General features: G+C 73.8%; 17 protein-coding genes and 1 tRNA gene. 5 read left to right on the top strand and 13 right to left on the bottom strand.

Going from position 1 to position 18921, the window contains the following annotated elements; all coding sequences use genetic code 11:
* Nucleotides 1-115 precede the first annotated feature (115 nt).
* From ACIQWR_RS05495 to ACIQWR_RS05515, 5 genes are all read right to left on the bottom strand, one after another.
* Nucleotides 116-1411 (bottom strand): hypothetical protein, encoded by a 1296-nt coding sequence (locus ACIQWR_RS05495; RefSeq protein ID WP_404005303.1) that lies wholly within the window; start codon nt 1409-1411, stop codon nt 116-118.
* A gap of 294 nt (nt 1412-1705) precedes the next feature.
* The gene (locus tag ACIQWR_RS05500) at nt 1706-3118 is read right to left on the bottom strand and encodes a S8 family peptidase (RefSeq protein ID WP_404005304.1); all 1413 of its coding nucleotides are present in this window, start codon (nt 3116-3118) and stop codon (nt 1706-1708) included.
* A 144-nt stretch (nt 3119-3262) separates the two neighbouring features.
* Nucleotides 3263-3730: a GNAT family N-acetyltransferase gene (locus tag ACIQWR_RS05505; protein WP_404005305.1), complete on the bottom strand. Its 468-nt coding sequence runs from the start codon at nt 3728-3730 to the stop codon at nt 3263-3265.
* A gap of 190 nt (nt 3731-3920) precedes the next feature.
* Nucleotides 3921-4631, bottom strand: a complete 711-nt coding sequence (locus ACIQWR_RS05510; RefSeq protein ID WP_404005306.1) for a 4'-phosphopantetheinyl transferase family protein — start codon at nt 4629-4631, stop codon at nt 3921-3923.
* Between the two features lie 67 nt (nt 4632-4698).
* Nucleotides 4699-5205 (bottom strand): hypothetical protein, encoded by a 507-nt coding sequence (locus ACIQWR_RS05515; protein WP_404005307.1) that lies wholly within the window; start codon nt 5203-5205, stop codon nt 4699-4701.
* Between the two features lie 174 nt (nt 5206-5379).
* Between ACIQWR_RS05515 and ACIQWR_RS05520 the strand changes: the two genes are divergently transcribed.
* Nucleotides 5380-7179 carry a sensor histidine kinase gene (locus ACIQWR_RS05520; RefSeq protein ID WP_404005308.1) on the top strand — a complete coding sequence of 600 codons (1800 nt, stop codon included), beginning with the start codon at nt 5380-5382 and terminating at the stop codon, nt 7177-7179.
* A gap of 5 nt (nt 7180-7184) precedes the next feature.
* Entirely contained in the window at nt 7185-7931 is a 747-nt protein-coding gene (locus tag ACIQWR_RS05525; RefSeq protein WP_404005769.1) for a response regulator, read from the top strand.
* Nucleotides 7932-7992: 61 nt separating this feature from the next.
* Here the strand turns inward: ACIQWR_RS05525 and ACIQWR_RS05530 are convergent, their stop codons facing one another.
* The 8 genes from ACIQWR_RS05530 to ACIQWR_RS05565 all read right to left on the bottom strand — a co-directional run bounded on the left by ACIQWR_RS05530 (nt 7993) and on the right by ACIQWR_RS05565 (nt 16577).
* Entirely contained in the window at nt 7993-8541 is a 549-nt protein-coding gene (locus ACIQWR_RS05530; RefSeq protein ID WP_404005309.1) for a DUF4240 domain-containing protein, read from the bottom strand.
* A gap of 109 nt (nt 8542-8650) precedes the next feature.
* Nucleotides 8651-10030, bottom strand: a complete 1380-nt coding sequence (locus ACIQWR_RS05535) for a hypothetical protein (RefSeq protein WP_404005310.1) — start codon at nt 10028-10030, stop codon at nt 8651-8653.
* A gap of 6 nt (nt 10031-10036) precedes the next feature.
* The gene (locus tag ACIQWR_RS05540; RefSeq protein ID WP_404005311.1) at nt 10037-10921 is read right to left on the bottom strand and encodes an oxaloacetate decarboxylase; all 885 of its coding nucleotides are present in this window, start codon (nt 10919-10921) and stop codon (nt 10037-10039) included.
* 113 nt (nt 10922-11034) lie between these two features.
* A complete protein-coding gene (locus ACIQWR_RS05545) occupies nt 11035-11949 on the bottom strand; it encodes a DMT family transporter (protein ID WP_404005312.1) in 915 nt (304 codons plus the stop codon).
* A gap of 55 nt (nt 11950-12004) precedes the next feature.
* Nucleotides 12005-15220 (bottom strand): tetratricopeptide repeat protein, encoded by a 3216-nt coding sequence (locus tag ACIQWR_RS05550; RefSeq protein WP_404005314.1) that lies wholly within the window; start codon nt 15218-15220, stop codon nt 12005-12007.
* Between the two features lie 148 nt (nt 15221-15368).
* Nucleotides 15369-16019 carry a hypothetical protein gene (locus ACIQWR_RS05555; RefSeq protein WP_404005315.1) on the bottom strand — a complete coding sequence of 217 codons (651 nt, stop codon included), beginning with the start codon at nt 16017-16019 and terminating at the stop codon, nt 15369-15371.
* Between the two features lie 188 nt (nt 16020-16207).
* Nucleotides 16208-16304: transfer RNA gene (locus tag ACIQWR_RS05560), tRNA-Arg, on the bottom strand.
* A 132-nt stretch (nt 16305-16436) separates the two neighbouring features.
* Nucleotides 16437-16577, bottom strand: a complete 141-nt coding sequence (locus ACIQWR_RS05565) for a hypothetical protein (protein WP_404005316.1) — start codon at nt 16575-16577, stop codon at nt 16437-16439.
* A 156-nt stretch (nt 16578-16733) separates the two neighbouring features.
* Here ACIQWR_RS05565 and ACIQWR_RS05570 point away from each other — a divergent pair, with 156 nt between their 5' ends.
* From ACIQWR_RS05570 to ACIQWR_RS05580, 3 genes are all read left to right on the top strand, one after another.
* A complete protein-coding gene (locus tag ACIQWR_RS05570) occupies nt 16734-16919 on the top strand; it encodes a hypothetical protein (RefSeq protein ID WP_399267558.1) in 186 nt (61 codons plus the stop codon).
* 179 nt (nt 16920-17098) lie between these two features.
* Entirely contained in the window at nt 17099-17767 is a 669-nt protein-coding gene (locus tag ACIQWR_RS05575) for a Crp/Fnr family transcriptional regulator (RefSeq protein ID WP_404005318.1), read from the top strand.
* A 146-nt stretch (nt 17768-17913) separates the two neighbouring features.
* On the top strand, nt 17914-18879 hold the full coding sequence (locus ACIQWR_RS05580; protein WP_404005320.1) for a hypothetical protein: 966 nt from the start codon (nt 17914-17916) through the stop codon (nt 18877-18879).
* Nucleotides 18880-18921: the final 42 nt, after the last annotated feature.

Consider the following 18921-nt stretch of genomic DNA (forward strand, 5'->3'; position numbering starts at 1 on the left):
GGGGGGGGGGGGGCGCGGGGCCGGGGGGGGGGGGGGGGGGGGGGGGGGGGGGCGGGGGGGGGGGGGGGGGGGGGGGGGGGGCCCCCCCCCCCCCCCCCACCACCCGGTTGACCGGTCAGGCGATGGAGAAGGTCACGACCGACTGGTAGGTGTCCGCGAACATGAACGGCGGGAGCTGGATCATCCCGGCGCCGCCGACGGCGAACTCACCACCGGTCAGCTCGTCCCCGCCGGCCGCCTGGGAGGCGACCTTCATCGGGGTGTCCGTGATCGCGCCGGGCGTTCCGGCGGAGCAGGTGCTCGGGCTGTCCGCATTGGTCACGGTGCAGGTCGGCTGGATGCCGATCTGGGCCTTGGCCATGGAGTGACCGGTGGTCTGGTTCAGGAACGGCGTACGGGTCGCCGTCACGTCCCAGCCCAGGGTGCCGCCGCGGAAGTCCTGGACGGTCGCGGCGTTGAACATGCCGACCACCGACTGGGCCTTGCCGTTGATGGTGACGGAGCCGAAGCTGACGGCGGGCTGGCCGTCCTTCGGGCCCAGCGCCAGCGGGCCGGGGAGCACCTCGACGTCGACCGGGTTCTTCACGCCCGCCTGGTCCTCCAGGAACACGAACGCCTTGGCCGGGGCGGTCGAGCCGTCGATCTTGATCGCGTCGGCCTTCTTGGTGACCGTGAGGGTGCAGCTGGCGACGCCGGACGCGTCGGCCGTGCCCGTGCCCGTGTCACCGGTGGCCGCGCCGCCGAGGAGGGCGGAGCAGGTCACGGCGCCCGCGGGGAAGTTGGCGCCGGTGGCGACGACGGCGGTGCCCGCCTTGCCGCTGTTGGGCGTCACCTTCGTGGTGATCGGGTCCTTGGGCAGGGCTTCCACGGCGACCGAGCCGACCGAGCCGCTGGGTCGCGGGCCGGGCGTACAGGTCGTGGTGTACACCGTGCCGCCGAGGTCGGCGTCCGTGATCACCTGGTCGATGGTGATCTGGACGGTGGTGCCCTCGGTGCCGTCCGGGATGGTGATGTTCCCGCTGAATGCCGGCGGATCGGCCTTCTTGTTGGCCTCCTGGTGGCTGGGCACGGCCGGGCTGGTGACGGTCTGGGCGACCCCGCCCACGAACAGCTTGGCCTTGATGGTGTTGACCGTGTCGATCGTGAACATCGGGATGACCGGGGTCTCGCCCGGGTCGATGGTGATCGGCACGGACTGCCCGGCCTTGGCGCCGTCCGGGAGCGTGATCGTGAAGTCCTGGTTGCCGTTGGCACCCGGCTGCGGCGCGGGGGCGACGCAGTTCATGGCGACCGGCGTGGTCTTGGTCGCTGCCTGAGCCGTACCCGCCAGGCCCACCACGCCACCCGTCAGGGCCAGGGAAAGGGCGCCCGCCCCGGCCAGAACTCTTCGTCGGAACGTTGTCGTACTCACTGGGTCGCGACTCCTTCGTCGAACGAACCCTCCCCCCACCCGCTGTGGGGGAGAGGCCGAGCCGGTGCGGTGGCCGATATTGACGCGTCGCGGTCATGAGAAGTCAATGACTTGCTTTCGCCCGAAGCACTCAGAAATTGATGTCCCATCAGAACGGGGCGAGGAGCGGGCGGGGTACCGACTGGTCGGTGGGGTCGCGGGTGGGGCGGGTGGGGTGTCCTGGGTGCGGCCGCAGCTGAGCTGACCTGCGGATTCCGACGCTCAGGGGTCGTGCCGTCGTGCCGCCGTACCGACCTACGGAGCGGGCTGGACGGGCGGGGCGGACGGCGTCAGGGGTGCGGGTGCGGGCGCCGTCACGGGTGCGGGTACGGGTGCGGGTGCGGGCGCCGTCACCGGAGCCGGTACCGGTGCGGGGGCAGGGGCCGGTACGGGGGCAGGGGCCGTCACGGGCGCGGGTGCCGGTGCGGGTGTCCGCGGGGTCTGCAGGAGCAGGTTCGGGGTGCGCACCGGCAGGTTCGTGATCTTGTTGACGGCCGCGCTCTTGACGATCACCTCGGCCACCTCCGCCGGGGTCCTGGCCGTTCCGGCCGCCAGGATCAGGGCGGCGGTACCGGCCACGTGCGGGGCGGACATGGAGGTTCCCGAGAGGGTCCGGACGGCGTCCGGAGCGCCCTTCCAGGCCGAGGTGATGCCCAGACCCGGGGCGAGGACGTCCACGCAGCGGCCGTAGTTGGAGAAGAAGGCCCGCCGGTCGGCGGCGTCGGTCGCGCCGACCGTCAGGGCGCTCGACGTGCTGCCGGGGGAGGAGTAGCAGGCGTTGGCGTTGTCGTTGCCCGCCGCGACGGTGAAGGTGATCCCGGAGGCGACGGCCCTGGCGACGGCCCGGTTCATGCCGAAGCTGTAGCTGCCGCCCATGCTCATGTTGGCGACGGCCGGACCCCCGCCCGCCCTCCTCGCCTTGAGCGCGTGGCCGATCATCCAGTCGATGCCCCCGATGATGTCGGAGACGCTGCCGCTGCCCTGCTGGTCGGCGACCTTGACCGCGATCAGGCTCACCCCCTTGGCGACCCCGTACGTGGCGCCGCCCAGGCTCGCCGCCACGTGGCTGCCGTGCCCGTTGAGGTCCTGGGCGGCCTCCGTGGTCTCGTTGGCCCCGAAAACGGCGCGGCCGCCGAACTCCGTGTGGGCGGTGTTGATTCCGGTGTCGAGGACGTACGCCGTCACGCCCGCGCCGGTCCCCGGGTACGCGTACGCCCCGTCGAGCGGGAGCGCGCTCTGGTCGAGGCGGTCCAACTGCCAGGGCGCCGATGCCTGGGACCCGGGCCCGCCGGTGGTGCCGGAACCAGCCGTGGTGCCGGAAGTAGCTGTGGTGTCGGTGGTGTCGGTGGTGTGGACGAGGGCGTCGGGCTCGACGGACGCCACGCGCGGATCGGCGGCGAGTTCGGCCGCGCGGGCCGCGGTGGTCCGTACGGCGAAGCCGCTCAGGGCGGTGTCGTACACCCGGTCGATGGTGTCGCCCGCCCGCGCGGCCTCGGCGGCCAGGGCCCGGGCGGGGGCGCGCGTGGAGGTGTCCTTGAGGACGACGACGTAGGGGGCGGTGGCGTCGGCGGTGTCGTGGCCGCTGCTCGCGCCGGAGTGCGCTTGCAGGGGCAGCGCGGTCGCCGCCAGCAGGGCGGCGGCGGGGAGCAGCGCGGTGATTGCGGTCATGCGGCGATGCTCGGCGAGGCGGGGAGGGTGCGCGCGGAGGGTGCGCCGAGTGGGCGCACGACACGCCGCCCAAGGGGGGTACGGCGTGACGGATGTGACGGGTGGGACGGGCTATGCGCACCCCGTCCCGAGGGGTGGCGGCCCTCAGGCCTTCGGAGCCGTCTCCTCGGCAGCCGTGTCCCCGGCAGCCGTGTCCTCGGTGGCGGGCAGGGCCCAGCCGCGCATGGTGAAGACGCCCTCGTCCACGGCGCCGGCCGAGCGGTAGGTCGCGAGCGCCGCCTCGTTGTCGGTGTCCACGCCCACCCACATCCCGTAACAGCCGCGCGCCCGGGCCTCGTCCGCGAGCGCGCGGGTCAGGGCGTGTCCGATCCCGCGGCGCCGGTGGCCCTCGTCCACGCTCAGCTCGTACAGGCACATCTCGGTGCCCTTGTCGGGGTGGCTCATCTCGACGCCGGAGACCATGCCGGCCGGTACGCCGTCCACGTAGGCGATGAGCATCAGGTGCCCGGCGGCGGCCAGGAACCGGGCGGCCCAGTCCTCGCGCGCGGGGCCGTCGAAGAGCCCCTCGGCGGCGACGAGTTCGGCAACGCTGCGGGCCCGGCGGATGTCCATGCGGGCCAGGCTAGTGCTGTGACCGGAAAGGTTCACCGTGTCGCGGCGCCCGGCACGGCACTTCGCCGCGTTGTCGGACCACGCAAGTACGTCCAGTACGAGCCGTGGCCCTCCGCCTTGCGATGCACCGCACCGGACGCCGCGACCCGGCAAACCTTTCCGGCCACAGCACTAGTGCCGCGGGCGCGGATCAGGCCGCGGGGCCCGCCTGTACGGCCAGCGCGGCCGCGTAACCGCGGGGGGCCGGAAGGTCGGTCAGGGTCCAGCCCGCGACCGCGGCGGGGGCGGGGGCGGAGCCGACGTACGGGTCGACGAGGCCCAGGGCGAGGCCCGTGCCGGTGGCCTTGAGGTAGGCCTCCTTGCGGCACCAGATCCGGGACAGGGCCAGCGGCCGTCCCGACTCGGGCAGGGCCTTCAGCTCGGCGGTCTCGTCGGGGTGCAGGGTGTGCAGTACGTCGCGCACGGCTTCGGGGCTCGGTATCGCTTCCACGTCGACCCCGAGCGGAACCCGGGAGAAGGCGAAGTAGGCCAGGTCCCCGCTGTGCGAGAGCGAGAAGTGGATCGCGCCGCCGGCGACCGCGGGGCGGCCGTGCGGGCCGCCGCAGCAGGGGCAGACCTCGCGGACGAGCGAGACCCGCTCGGGGGCCAGGCCCAGATAGCCGCCGAGCAGGACCCGCAGCCCGACGTGCGAGGCCAGGTAGCGGTGCCGGTCGGCCTGCTGGCGGCGGCGGCCGGCCTGGTCGCGCTCGGCCGCGTCCAGCAGGGACAGCGCCTCGGCGACGCGGTGGCCGCCCACCACGTCCAGCGTGGTGTCCACGGCCCACAGGGACACGGCGCTGCCCTGGGGCAGCGCGCCGATCCGCGGGGCGCCGCCGCCGAGTTGGTTCACGTACTCGATCACCTGAACGAGGGTAGTCGAGGCCGGGGGCGCGCAACCAGGGCGGTCCGGTCCCGTGCTCCGGCGCACGTCAGCGCGTTGCCGTGGCGCCGGCCATCGTCGCCGAGGGCGGGACCGCGCCGGGCGTCACCGAGCCGTTGGTCCAGGCGTAGACCTTCTCGCCGCGCACCACGACGTGGTAGCGGCCCCGGCACTGCGGGCTCGTCTTGCTCCCCGCGTCCTTCGGCCACCACTTCGCCGCGAGCTTGGGGCTGCCGGGCTGCGCCGGGGCGTCCGCGCAGGGGGATCCGCCCATCGGGGTCCGGCCGAGGGTGAAGCGGATCAGCTTCGCGTCGCCCGTCGTGTGGGCCTTCACCTTGACCCGCTTGGCGTCCTGCGGGATCCAGTCGGGCAGGACGAAGGCGGGGTCGCCCTGCTTCGGCGCGTCCGCCGCGGTGGCGAACGTCTTCTCCTCGTTGTTGAAGAGGCGGGCGTTGACCATGTCGGTCACCGGGTTCGGCGGAAGGTTCGGCAGCGCGACGGCGGCGACGGCGATGACTCCCACGGTGGCGAGGGCGATGACGAAGGGACGCTTCATGTCTTCCAGTGTTGCCGCCGGAATCCCCCAGCGGGTCCGCCCTGCGGACGAACCTCTATTGACCGCAAGTCTGATACGGATATCCGCCCCCGCCCGCCTCTCCCTTTGGGCAGAGGAGCCGATCCACCGTGAGGTGTACGCGGGAGACCTCTGCGACCTCGGATAATCGGGGATATGTCTTTTATGGGGCGCACCATGGCCCGCGCCGCGGCCGAGGCGGTCGGCGGCGGGCTCCTCATTCTTGCGGCGTACGAGGCGCTCAACCGGATCGGCGTCGCCCTGGGGCTGAACGCGAAGCTGGCGCTGACCCTCCTCGCGCTCGCGGTCTTCGTCGTGCGCCGCCGTTTCCCCGAAGCCGCGCTGGTCCTCATGGGCGCCCTGCTCGGCGCGATGACCGCCCTCGCCCCGCTGGCGGCGGTGACCGCGTACACGGTGACCCGGCAGTTGGCGGGGACCGGGCGGCGGGCCGCCGTGTTGCTCGCCGCCAGCGCGGTGACCGTCCCGACGGCGGGCCTGGCCGTCTACCGGCGGACCGGCGGCAGCTGGGACTACGGGCTGACCGTCGGCGCGATCCTGGCCGCCGTCGCCGTCCTCGTACCGGGCCTGGTCGGGGCCTCCGCCGGCCAACAGCAGCGGCTGCTCGTCGCGCTGCGGGAGCGGACCGCCGCCGCCGAGGAGGCCCGGCGGCTCGCGGACAGCGAATCGCGCATCCACGAACGGTCGCGCATCGCCGCCGAGATGCACGACCTGGTCGGCCACCGGCTCAGCCTGATCTCCCTGCACACCGGCGGCCTGGAGATGGCGCTGCGCGGCCAGCCCCAGGACCTGCGGGACAGCGCCGCGCTGATCCGGCAGGCGACGAGGGACGCCATGCGGGAGCTGCGCGAGGTGCTCGGGGTGCTCGGGCCGCTGGGCCGGGACACCGGTACGGACGCCCTGACCGATGCCACCGGAACCCGGGCCGACATCGAGGCGCTGGTCGCGGAGTCCCGGGCGGGCGGGGTCGCCGTGGACTTCTCCTGGGCCGGTGCGGACACCGACCGGCTGGAGGCGCGGGTCCGGCGGGCGGTGCACCGGGTGGTGCGCGAGGCCCTGACGAACGTCCACCGGTACGCGGTGGGGGCCGCCGTGGAGGTGTCCGTCGCGCACACGGCGGAGCTCGTCGAGGTGAGCGTGGTCAACGGCGCCCGCGCCGCGGCCCCCGATCCGCGGGCCGTACCCGTCGGGTCCGGGCGCGGGCTGTCGGGGCTGCGCGAACGGGTCTCCCTGCTCGGCGGCATGCTCTCCGCCGGACCCTGGGGCGTCGGCTTCGCGGTCGTCGCCAGGATCCCGGTGGGGCCCGCGCGCGGCGCCGCGTCCGGCGGCGCGTCCGGCGGCGCGGGGGACCGTACGCGGGAGGCGGGGAGCGCGGAGGAGAGGAGTGCGGCCGAGAGGGGCACGGCCGAGAGGGGCGCCGACGAGGGGAGTGCCGGCGAGGGGCGTGCGTACGACGGGGTACGGGCCGGCGCCGGGCCCGGGAGCGCGGGTGCCGCGGCCGTCGACGACGGCTTCGCCGCGCGGATCGCGGCGGAGGCCGGGCGGTTGCGCCGGGCCCCGCTCCTGGTGCCCCTCGCCCAGGCCGCGACCGCGCTGCTGGGCCTCGCCGGGATCGTGGCCGTCCTCGCGGCCGGCTTCCAACTGGCGGCGCACGCCCAGCCCTCCCGCTACGTCGCGCCCAAGCCGCCGCAGATCGGCATGGACCGGAACGAGGCGCGGTACGCGGGCGTCGTGGACTTCGGCCTCGCCCGCGCCGCGGCGGAGGGGCACGAGCCGCCCCGGCCCGCGGGCGCTTCCGAGTGCGTCTTCCCGTACGTCGACGACCGCGGCACGGAAGGCGACGAGGCCCTGCGGCTCGTCCGCTACTGCTTCCGCGACGGCATCCTGACCACGATCGACCGATTCGAGGTGCCGATGGCGCCGAGGAGTTCACGATGAGCCGGATGAACCAGCAGCCCGCCCCTGACCACGCCGCAGGCTCGGCCGCCGGCGCCGCCGTGCGGGTGCTGCTCGCCGACGACGAGCAGATGATCCGGGCCGGCGTGCGGATGATCCTGCGGCACGCGGGCGGCATCGAGGTCGTCGCCGAGGCGGCCGACGGCGCCGCCGCCGTCGAACTCGCCGCCCTGCACCACCCGGACGTGGTGCTCATCGACATCCGGATGCCCGTCCTCGACGGCCTCGCGGCGATCGCCCCGCTGACCGCCCTGGAGCCCCGGCCCCAGGTGGTCATGCTCACCACCTTCGGCGACGACGACAACGTCCTGCGCGCGCTGGCCGCCGGAGCCACCGGCTTCCTGCTCAAGGACGAGGGCCCCGACGAGCTGATCAGCGCCGTGCGGTCGGCGGCCGCCGGGGACGCCGTGCTCTCGCCCGGGGTCACCGGAACCGTCATCCGGCGCATGCTGGAGGGCGGCGGAGCCGTGCAACCCGTGCGCCGTCCCGCACCGGGCGCCCCCGACGCCCGGATCGCGGCGCTGACCGAGCGCGAGCGCGAGGTGCTGGGTCTGCTCGGTGCCGGGCTGGCCAACGCGGCCGTCGCGGGGCGGCTCGGGATCGGCATCGGCACGGTCAAGACGCACGTCGGCTCGATCCTGGAGAAGACGGGCTGCACGAGCCGGGTGCAAGCCGCCCTGCTGGCCGTCCAGGTGGGCCTCGGCGGCCCGGCGGACCCGGCGCCCGGGGTCTGACGCCCGGACCGGCGCCCGGCCCGGCCGGCGCCTGAACCGGCCGACGCCTGAACCGATCGGGCTACGTCAGGCAGAGCGCGGCCAGTGCGGGCAGCCGCCGGGTGATCTCCTCCTCGTCGTCGAAGTCGAAGTCCCACTCCGGGTCGAGGTCGGGATAGCTGATCGTGAGCGAACCGTCCGGCAACTCTCCCCCGGTCGCCGCGCGGTAGGCCTGCCAGACGATGTCCAGGGTGTCCTCGCACTCCAGGCCCTCCGCCACGGCCGCGGCGACCGCGGGCAGGGTCGCGAGCGAGTCGGGATCGGCCAGCGCCCGGTCGAAGGCTGCTCGGCCGCGGGTGATCAGCCAGCCGCGGAAGTAGTCGAAGCCGTCGTCCGAACAACCGCCGTTGATCAGGTAGGCGGCGGCCCACAAGGGACTCCGGTACGACTGGGCGAGCAGGTCCCACAGCACCTGCTGCGCCCGCGCGATGTCCGCGGGAGCCAGCTCCGCGAGCAGCGCGGACGTCTGCCCCGCGACCTCCTGCGCGGCCGGATCGGCGCCGGTGCGCGCATCGGCGCCCGCCCGGGTCCGGGCCTCTTCGATCAACTGCCAGAAGCGCTCTTCGTCCATGGGGCGATGGTGGCACCGGGGTCTGACAACGGCGTTCGGTCGCCGGTCGGTCGGCGTTCGGTCGGTGGGCGCGCTCCGGCGTGCGGGGTGGTTCAGCGACATCAGGAGATCAGGACCGGGCCTCTACCGGGTCCGGGTCCGGGTCAGGGTCCGATGCCGATGCCGATGCCGGGGCCGAGGTCGGCGCGGGTGCCGGTGCGGGCAGCGGGTCGGGGGAGGACCGCAGGTGCGGGAACCGTTCGACGTTGGCGATGCGGCGCGCCCAGACCAACGCCGCGTCGTCACCGACGCGGTTCGGTTGCCGGGAGAGCCCGGCCGGTCCGCCGGCCGCGACGGTTCCGCCCCACCGTGCGAAGTGCTCGGCCTCGTCCTCGTCGAGCAACTCGAACAGCGGCCGTCCGAAGTCCGTCGCCGTTCCGGGAGCCGGCCCGGCGGTCAAGGAGCACCGGAACGCCTCGACCAGGAAGGTCAGTTCGTGGCCCTCGACGTTGAGCCACTCCGGCAGCAGCCGGACGTCCAGCCGCCGCAGGTCCGGGCGGCGTACGTCGGGGCTCACTGATCCCGGGCTCCGTAAGTCCGAGCCGGGTAAGCCCGAGCTCCGTAAGTCCGAGCCGGGTAAGTCCGGGCCCGGTAAGTCCGGGCCCCGTAAGCACGGGGCGTGCCGCAGCAGGATCCGGGCGATCCGGGCTTCGGGGGCCAGCCCGTCGTGCCAGTCGGCCAGTTCGCCGAGCAGCGCGGCGTGTTCGCGCTCCAGCCGCAGCACCAGCGCGACGGCGGCGGTCAGGCGCCGCCGGTCCCGCTCGCCGTCCGGCGCGTGTTCGGTGAGGGCGAGGTAGTCGACCAGGACGGTACGGGCCCGCGGCTCGTCCCCGGGGTCGTCCGTGCCCAGCAGCAGCGCGTCGGCGCCGAGGGCGCTCATCGCGTAATGCGCGCCCACCACCTCGGGCAGGAACGGCCCGGGCAGCCGGGCGAGCGCCAGGTGGAAGGCGGCGTGCAGGAGGGTCAGCGGGCGCGCCTGGGAGCGCCGGAGGAACTCCGGGGCACCGGGGGCGGGCAGTCGTACGCCGAGTCCGACGAGGGCCGGGCCGCGCCGTCGGGCGCAGCCGGGCAGCAGGAGGGGGGCCCGCTGGCGCAGGACGAGGCGCCGGGTGGCGCAGCCCCGCCCGACCAGGTCCGTGAGGAGCGGTTCCAACGCGTCCCGTACGACGCGGACACGGTCGGCGATCGCGTCCGCGTCCGCGTCAGCGTCCGCACCCTCGGGGCCCGGGCCGGGGGTTCCGGTGGGCGCGGACAGGAACGCGTCCAGGATCCGGCGCGCGACGAGCGCCGTCGTCGCGCGCCGAGCCCCGCGGGGGCCGGCCGGGCCCTCCTCGTCCAGCGGCCGCGCACCGCCGCGGTCCTCGTCGTCGAGCAACCACCGGAACACGGCGGCGGGTCCGGCGGCGAGAACCGCGGAGGCCCCCTCCCCGGCGTCCGTACGAGCGTCCATCGGGTCTCAGTCCTCCGTGGCGGTCGGTGCGGCCGCCGTCATCAGTGCGTTGACCTCGGGGTAGGGGAGGGCCTCGGCGCCGAAGCCGAAGGTGCCCTGGGTACGGATCTCCTCGGCGGCGCGGACCACCGCGCCGAGGGCGGCCCGCGACAGCGCGGAGCCGACGCTGATCCGGCGCACGCCGAGCTCGCCGAGGTCCGCCACGGACAGCGCGAGCGCGGGGGAGCCCATCAGGACGTTGACCGGGCGGTCGACGGCGGCGCACACCGCGCGCACGGACTCGGCGTCCGGGAGCCCGGGCGCGTACAGCACGTCGGCGCCCGCGGCCTCGTACGCCCGCAGTCGTCGGATGGTGTCGGGGAGGTCCGGCCGGCCCTGGAAGAAGTTCTCGGCGCGGGCGGTCACGGTGAAGGGGAAGTCGAGCGCGCGGGCGGCGGCGACGGCCGCGGCGACCCGCGCCACCGCTTCGTCCAGCGGCCGCACGGGATCCTCGGCGCGGCCGGTCGAGTCCTCGATCGAGCCGCCGACCAGCCCGGCCGCGGCGGCGAGCCGGATGGTCTCGGCGACCTCGTCCGGCGTCTCGCCGAAACCGCTCTCCAAGTCCGCCGAGACGGGCAGGTGCGTCGCGCGGACGATGACCGCGGCGTTCGCCAGGACGTCGTGCCGGGTGATCCGGTTCCCGCCGTCGGGCAGGCCGAGCCCGTAGGCCAGTCCCGCGCCGGTGGTGGCGAGCGCGGCGAAGCCGAGTCCACTGAGCAGGCGGGCGGTGCCCGCGTCCCAGGGGTTGGGGACGACGAAGGGGCGCGGCTCCTCGTGGAGCCGGCGGAAGGCGAGGGCGCGGGCGAGCTGGTCCGCGGGGTCGAGCTGGTTCACGGGGTCGAGCTGGTTCACGGCGGGGCTTCCTTCGGGGTGGTGGGCGTACCGATTGCGTGCGTAGGTGCATTTCGGCCAGCATCAGCCGGAATGTGATGGTCGTCCGTGAGTCCCCGGTCGTGTGCCGGACGTCAGCCCTTCGGCGCCGCCGGGCGGGCGGGGCGCCGCCGGGACACGGCGACGCCGCTCAGGCAGACGGCCCCGCCGAGCAGGGTCAGCCAGCCCGGCACCTCGTCCAGGGCGAGCCAGGAGATGAGGATCACCACGGCCGGCACCGCGTAGGTCGTCGCGCCCATCTTTCCGGCGGTGGTCCGCGACAGCGCGTACGCCCAGGTGGTGAAGGCGAGCGCGGTCGGGAAGAGGCCCAGGTAGACGACGTTGAGGGTGGCCGACACCGGGGCCCGCGAGAGGTCGGAGATCAACTGCCCGCTGAACGGCAGGCAGAGGACCGTGCCGATGACGCAGCCGAACGTCGTCACCTGGAGCGGGGTCGCGTGGTTCAGCGCGGGCTTCTGCAGCACCACCCCCGACGCGTACGCCACGGCGGCCAGCAGGCACAGCAGCAGGCCCACGACCGACGACGACCCGCTCCCGGAGGTCGAGAAGCCGACGATGACCGCGCCCACGAAGGACACGGCCATGCCGGCCAGCAGCAGCGGCGGGAACCCCTCCTTGAGGAACCAGCCGCCCAGCAGCGCGATCAGCACCGGGCCGATGTTGACGACCATGGCCGCGGTCCCGGCGTCCACCAGCTGCTCGCCCCAGTTCAGGACGACCATGTAGACGCCGAACCAGAGCAGCCCGGACCCCAGGATCCCGGGCCACGCCTGCCGCGGCGGCACCCCGCCGCGCTGCGTCACCAGGAGGAGCACCAACACCACGGACCCCGTCAGTAGTCGCCCGAGTGCGAGGGCGCCGGGGGTGAAGTGCTCGGCGGACGCACGGATGGACACGAACGCGGAAGCCCAGAGCAGCACGGTGACGGCCGCGGCGAGCAGCGCGCGCCGGTCCGTCCCGGGGCGTTCGGATGTGGACGAGGTGGTCATCCCCGCAATCTAGGTACTCCACGGATCCCCGAACAAGATCGGCACCCGTGCCGTGTCACAACGGCCCGGACGCATCGTGCGATACCGCACCTTCGCCCGCGCCCGCGCCCGTGCTTTCGCCCGCGCCCGTACCCGGATCCGTATCCGCCGGCGCCCACCGCCGCCGGATGATCCGGCGGCACCGGCGGACGCGCTCGGCCGCTGCGCCGTCCAGCGAGGAGAGTTCGTCCAGGTAGCGGAGCAGGTCGACGACGGGCTCGTGGCAGTGCGCACCGTCGAGGAAGGTGACGGCCGCCTCCACGAGGCCGTCGTCGTGCACGGGATCCTCGTGCACGGGATCCTCGTCCGCGCGCTCCTCGTCCGGGGTGAGGAGCAGGACCTGGAACAGCGCGAACAGCCGGCCGATCTCCGCCGCGAAGGGTCCGGACACCGGGGCGCAGAGCACGTCGGTCCACTGCTGCGCGCAGGCCGCGAACCCCGACTCCCGGGTGTCCAGCAGGACCTTCTCGAAGCGGTACCCCAGGTCGGCGGGTTCCATGGCGAAGGCCCGCTCCAGATCCTGGCGCGCCCCCGCCAGGTCGCCCGCCTGCCGCCGGGCGGCGCCCCGCAGGACCAGCGCCCAGACGGCGGTGGGGTCGAGGGCCAGCGCGCCGGTGAAGTCGGCGACGGCCGGACCGTAGCGGCCGCACTGGCGGTGGAGGTCGCCGCGGGCGCCCAGCACCCAGCTCTGGGTGGGATCGAGCGCGAGGGAGGCGGCGAAGTCGGCGAGGGCCTCGTCGTAGCGACCGAGTTGGCCGTACGTCTCCCCGCGCGAGCCCAGCACCCAGGCGTCGTCGGGGTCGAGCGCGATCACGGCGTCGAAGTCGGTGAGGGCCCGTTCGTGGCGGCCGGCCTGGCGGTGGGCCTCGCCGCGCTGGCCGAACGCCCAGAGGAGGGTGGGATCCTGCGCGAGCGCGGTGTCGAAGTCGGCGACGGCCAGGTCGTAGTGGCCGGCCATGCGGTGGGCCAGGCCGCGCTGGGCGGCGGCCCAGGTGTAGCCGGGGTCGATGTCGAGCGCCCTGGTGAAATCGGCGACGGCCTCGTCGTAGCGGCCGGCCATGCGGTGGGCTTCGCCGCGGGAGTCGAGCGCCCAGGAGTAGTCGGGGTCGATCGCGAGCGCCCTGGTGTAGTCGGCGACGGCCTCGTCGTAGCGGTCGCTCTCGCGGTGCGTCCGGCCGCGTTGCGTGCGGGCCCAGACGTAGTCGGGGTCGATGTCGAGCGCCCTGGTGAAGTCCGCGAGGGCCGCGTCGTAGCGCCCGCCCTCGCGGTGGGCCTCGCCGCGGGAGGCGAAGGCCCAGTCGCTGTCGGGGTCGGCCTCGATCGCGCGGTCGAGGTCGGCGATGGCCCGCTCGTGGTGGCCGGCCATGCGGTGGGCCTCGCCGCGGTGGGCGAGGGACCAGGAGTCACCGGGGTCGATGCCCAGGGCGACCGTCAGGTCGGCGACGGCCCGTTCGTAGTCGCCGAGACAACGGTGGGCGTCACCGCGCAGGGCCCAGGGGCGGCCGCTGAGGGGATCGGCGGCGATCGCGCGGTCGAGCTCGACGACCGCCTCCGTCTCGCGGTCGTCGAGGTAGAGCTGCCGGCCGCGCAGGGTGTGGGCCAGGGCCCGTACGGACTGCGGCAGGTGACCGTGGTTCAGCAGCCCGGTGAGGCAGTCCAGCGCGGGCTGGTCGCCCGCCATCGCGCCCTGGAGGCGCTCCGCCCAGCGCGCGAGGGCGGGATCGGCGGTGTCCCGGGCCGCCTGCGCCAGGGCGGCCGTGTACTGCCACAGGGCCGCGGGATCCTCCCCGGCCGCGTGGACCGCCAGCTCCAGCGCCTCCGGTAACGCGGCGGTGGGGTGCGCGCAGAGCCGGTGGTACGCCTCGTCCAGCAGGTGCCCGCGCCACAGGGCGTCGGCCCACCACCTCGCCTCGGGGAGTCCCGCTTCCACGGCGGCCCGCCAGCCGGCGTGCGCATCGGCGAGCCGCAGGTGCGCGTCGGTCCAACGGCGCGGCGAACGGGTGCGCTGCTGGCGCACCATGCTCGCCCGCACCACCGCGTGGTACTGCTTGTGGCCGCCGTGGCCGGTCACGAAGGGCTGCCCGCACCACCACGTCCACAGCTCCAGCGCCCCGGGCGGCACGGCCGCGGCGAAGACGTCCTCGTTGAGCCGCGGGGCCAGTGCGCACGCCAGGACGGCCTCGCGCTGGAGCAGGTCCGTGCACCACTGCACGAACCGGTCGACCGCCGCGTCCACCACGTCACCGCCCGAGTCCACGTCCTCGGCGGAGCCGGGCTGGGCCAGCGCCAGGAGCTCCACCAGCAGCGGCAGCCCCATGGACAGCTGCCACACCGCCTCCACCACCCCCGGGTCCGTCACCCCCCGCGCGGCCAGCAGCGTCCGCGTCTCGACCTCGGTGAACTCCTCCAGCGGTACGTCGGCCACCTGCGCCCGCAGCACGGCCCACTCGCGCTCGGCGAGCTCGTCCCGGCCGGCCAGCACCACCATGACGTTGACGGCCACCGGCCCGAAGGCGTCGTCGAGCAGGTCCCGCAGCCATTCGTCCAGGGCGCGGCCGGTCTGCTCCCAGGTGTCGAAGAACAGCACCACCCACGGGTACCGGTCGCAGAGCCGCCCCAGCTCGGCGACGAACACCCGGCTCACCCCGGCCGCGTCACCCCCGCGGGCGCGGCGGCCGCGGCCGCGGACACCGGCCCGGAGCCGGTCCAGGCCCTGGGCGGCCGCGTCCGGATTCGTCATCGCCGTCACCACCGAGGCGCCGGGCAGCAGCGAGGCCGTGCCCAGCGCCGCCTGCGTCACGAGCCGACTCGACAGCGAGGCCTGCTCCTGCTGCGCGTCCTCCGCGGGCATCGGCTCGGCCGACGCCTCCAGCTCCCGGCGGTACTGCTCGGCGGCCCGGTCGAACTCCTTGAGCGGACCGGCCTGTTCCGCCAACTGCCGGGCCAGCTCGACCAGGGTCCGCTGGACGCCCTGGACGTCGCCCTCGTCCACCACCGCCGTCACGGCGCCCGCGCGCCGGGCCGCCTCCTGCCACTGCCGCAGCAGCGTGGACTTGCCCACCCCGCCGACCCCGCGCACGTGGAAGAGGAACTCCGCCGGGTCCACCTCGGACTCCGGATCCTTGGCCAGGTTGTCCGCGAACAGCGACAGCTGCGCACGCCGGCCCACGAACTGCCCCCGCGCCCGCTGCCGGATCAACTCCCCGCGCGAGCGCCCCCGCTGCCCCGCCATCGCCACCCCGCCCCTCGCCGGCGTCCCCGCCCGCCGCCCCCTGGGAAGCGGCGACGACCGCCCGTACGGACACTCTCACGCGGTCCCCCCTCCCGTCCCCCGGAACCCTGCCGGAACCCGCCCTGCGCTCTCGACCGTGCCCGTGCCGTCACGACATCACGGCGCCGGCGAGCCCTCGGAGCAGTACGAGCAGCACGAGGGCGTTGAGCACCGTGGCGATGACGAGCGGGGTGGTGTGCGTCCGGCGCAGGTGGAGGTACCCGAGCCGGACCCCGTAGGCGGCCAGGCCGGTCGAGGCGATGAGGATGACGCACTGCAAGGCGGTCGAGGCCGGGGAACGGAGGTCGGCCTGGAACAGGTTGGACGTGACGAAGAGGAGCACGTGGGCCAGGAGGAACTGCGGGACCCCCAGGACCCATACCTTCCTGCGCTCGGCCGGAGTGAGCGCCGCGGGTACGGACGCGGCCGGCCGGGGCGGAACGCCCGGAGGCGGAGGAGGCGGGGTGCTCCAGGGGGAGGGCTCGTGGGCCGGAAGGGCGTGCGGCGGCAGCAGGGCGTGGCGCAGCCGTTCGGCGAAGTGCGGATCGGACCGCAGCTCATCGGCGATCACGGAGCCGACGATGCTCGCCGACCCCTCGCCGGGCTGCTCGCGCAGACGGGCCAGCGCCGAATCTCCCAGGACGCTCCTCCCGAGTTGCTCCCGGACCAGTCCGTGAACTGCCGCGCCCTGCTCCGCCGGGACCTGCACGCCACCGGTCAGTATCCGTACCGCCGCGCCGGATAACTCGGAATCCTGCATGTCGCCCCTGCCCGATCGTCGGTGGGGACCGATCATACGAACAGCGGCGCTGCCGGGGAACGGGCGCGGGCGGGCGCCCGGGCGGTGGTCCGGCCCTTACCGGGGCGCTACGAGGGGCTCGGTAGGGTCCGGGGACCTGTGCGAAAGCCCTCCCGGGGGGAGGGCTTGAGGTGGTGGAGAAAAAGTGCCCCCGGCAGGACTCGAACCTGCGGCCAAGTGCTTAGAAGGCACCTGGCGTCTGTCAGGACGATGCTTCCCTGACCTGCACGAATGGCTGCGGCCCACGACTGGTCGCCTATAGCTTCCGCCGTTATCGGGAAACCCGTATGGCCCCCCACAGGCATTGCCAGGGGCTGCGTCGAGTCCCTGTCCCAGGGGAGCCGAGGGCGAGGGCGTGAAGCCGACCGGTGCGGAGAGCTAGGGACACGACTCCTCAGCCTTGGCGACGGTGAAGGTCAAGGGCTGGCCGGTGAGCGCTGCATCGGACTTCGGGTCCTGGGTGCAGACCTTCCAGTTCGACTCCTGGAGGACCATGCGGCTCTGCACCGCGTCCTTCACGGTGATGCTCGCGCGGGCCGGGAGCGCGGAGCGGACGGCCTTTATACCCTGGCCGACGAAGTTCGGCATGAAGTCGCTGGCCGGCTTCGGGGCGGGCGCGTCTGTGGTGGGGCAGGTTTCTTCCAGCTTGACCGCGCCGAAGGCCTCTCCATCCTGGTGACCGTCTTCGGTACCGCCAGTCGCAACGAGGTCGACCAGGAGATCCCGGCCTTCCTCGCCCGGGCGGGCCCGGCCGAGAAGGCCCTCTTCGCCCGCACCGACGGGCTCCCGCCCGCCTGGGGCAACCTGATCCTCACCTCCGGCGTCTCGGCTGGCTTCATCGTCTCCGCCGCCTCGCCGTGATCGTCTTCCTGGTCGCCCTCTTCGCCATCCAGGTCCGCCCCTCCGACATGAACGGCTCAGGGGTGGCGGGATGATGCCGGGCGGCTAAACAGAAAAAATTCGGCCGTTCTATTCGTGATGCGCGCGCCGAATTGTGAATCCCATGTCTATTCGAAGTTTTTCTCCTCTAGCTTGACCGCATGAGCGAAGATGATTCCCTTCCGTCAGCTCCTCTGTGTGCTCTGGTGCCGGACGAGGAGTGGGCACGACTGACGCGGTATCCGGAGCAGACCTACCTCGCGGGCCGCGCCCTGTTGCGGCAGGGGGACCGGGGGACGCATGTGCTTGCTCTGGTGGACGGGCTGGTGAAGGTCGTCAGGACCGAGCCCGACGGGCGGCAGCGACTGCTCGGTTTCCGGGGGCGGGGCGAGATCCTGGGAGAGATGGCTCTTCAGCCCGAAAGCGTCCGGATGGCCGATGTGTGGGCGCTGAGGAAAAGCAGGGCATGCATTGTGCCCGCACAGGATTTCCATCGCTTCGTCCAAGAGGCCAAGCTCGCCCGCCCTATTTTTGAATTAGCCTGGAATCGTATGCGCGAACAGGCCGAGCTGTGCGAGGGGGTTGTTCATGAACGTCTCGCCCTGGCCCTGCTCCGCCTGGTCACGGCAGCCGGTGAAGGGAAGCAAGGGAAGCACTGCTTCTCCCTCACCAGGGAGGAGCTGGCCCAGCACATCGATGTGGGCCGCAAAGCCGTCAGCAAGGCGCTGGAGCGGCTCGGCCCCGACTGCGTGAGCGTGGGAAACCGCCGGATCGAGGTTGTCAGCGTGGAGGGCCTGCGCAAGGTGGCCGGCGGCCACGCGGCCGGCTGACACCCCCGTCGGGGATGTGGTCCTCATCACTCCCTATCGGGTCCTGCGGAACGGAACGGCTCCCCGCCCGCTGTGAAGCTCGACGTCACGCGACAGCGTTCCCGCCCGGCCCGAGAGCGGCCGGGCGGGCTTCACGGAGGAGTGACATGCCCGATTTCAGCAGCGCCCTGCCCCAGCGGATCGCCGCCCCGTACACCCACAGCAGGGCGCTGCCTCCCTACCGGGGCATTCTGGCCGTCGACGCGAAGGACTTCACGGGCCGCCCGGCGATCGAGCACGAGGCCGTCAGCCGGGTCGTCCCCGAACTCCTGAAGACCGCGCTCCACAGGACCGACCTCGGAGACCTGTGGGAGGACCGTACGTTCCCGGCCACCACCGGGGACGGCTATGTCTTCGGGTTCGACCCGGCACGCATGCCCTTCGTCATCCACCCCCTGCTGCTCGCCCTCCAGGAGGTCCTGACCGACTACAACGTCCTCTCCCACGGGGCGGTGCCGATCAGGCTCCGCGTCAGTCTGCACGTCGGCCCGCTGCCGGAGACCGGGGACGAGTTCGGCGGCAACGGCACAGCGCGCAACGACACCCACCGGCTGCTCGACTCGCGCCCCGTCAAGGCCGTGCTCACCTCCCACAACGAGAACATCACCCACGTCGCGGCCATCCTCTCCGAGCGGTGCTACGAGGACGCGGTCGCCGGCGGGTACACCGGGCGCCACCCCGACCATTTCGTGGAGGTGGCCGCGACGGTCGAGGGCAAGTCGTTCTCCCGACGGGCATGGCTCTACGTCCCCCAGCCCTCCGGCCCTCTCTACGAGGGGACCCTCGTCGAGGGCGCCGCTCCGGAGCCCGTGCAGGAGCCCTCCCCGCAGTCCGCCGACTTGTCCGGCGACGACACGACGGCCCGCGGCACGGATGCCATCGCCGCCCCCCGCGGCAACATCAACACCGGCACCGTCCACGGCGGTCAGAGCGTGAGCAACCATCACGTGGCCGGTGACCATGTGGCGGGCGACCGGATCGCCGGTGATTACGTGGAGGGCCACAAGATCGGCAAGATCCGCCGCTTCCAGGGCGACCAGGTCCGCGGCGACAAGCGCCAGGGGCGCAAGTGACGGGGGACGGGAGGGTGGGGGCGGCCGGGCTGCCCGGCCCCG

The organism is Streptomyces sp. NPDC098789, from assembly GCF_044759975.1.
GTDB lineage: Bacteria > Actinomycetota > Actinomycetes > Streptomycetales > Streptomycetaceae > Streptomyces.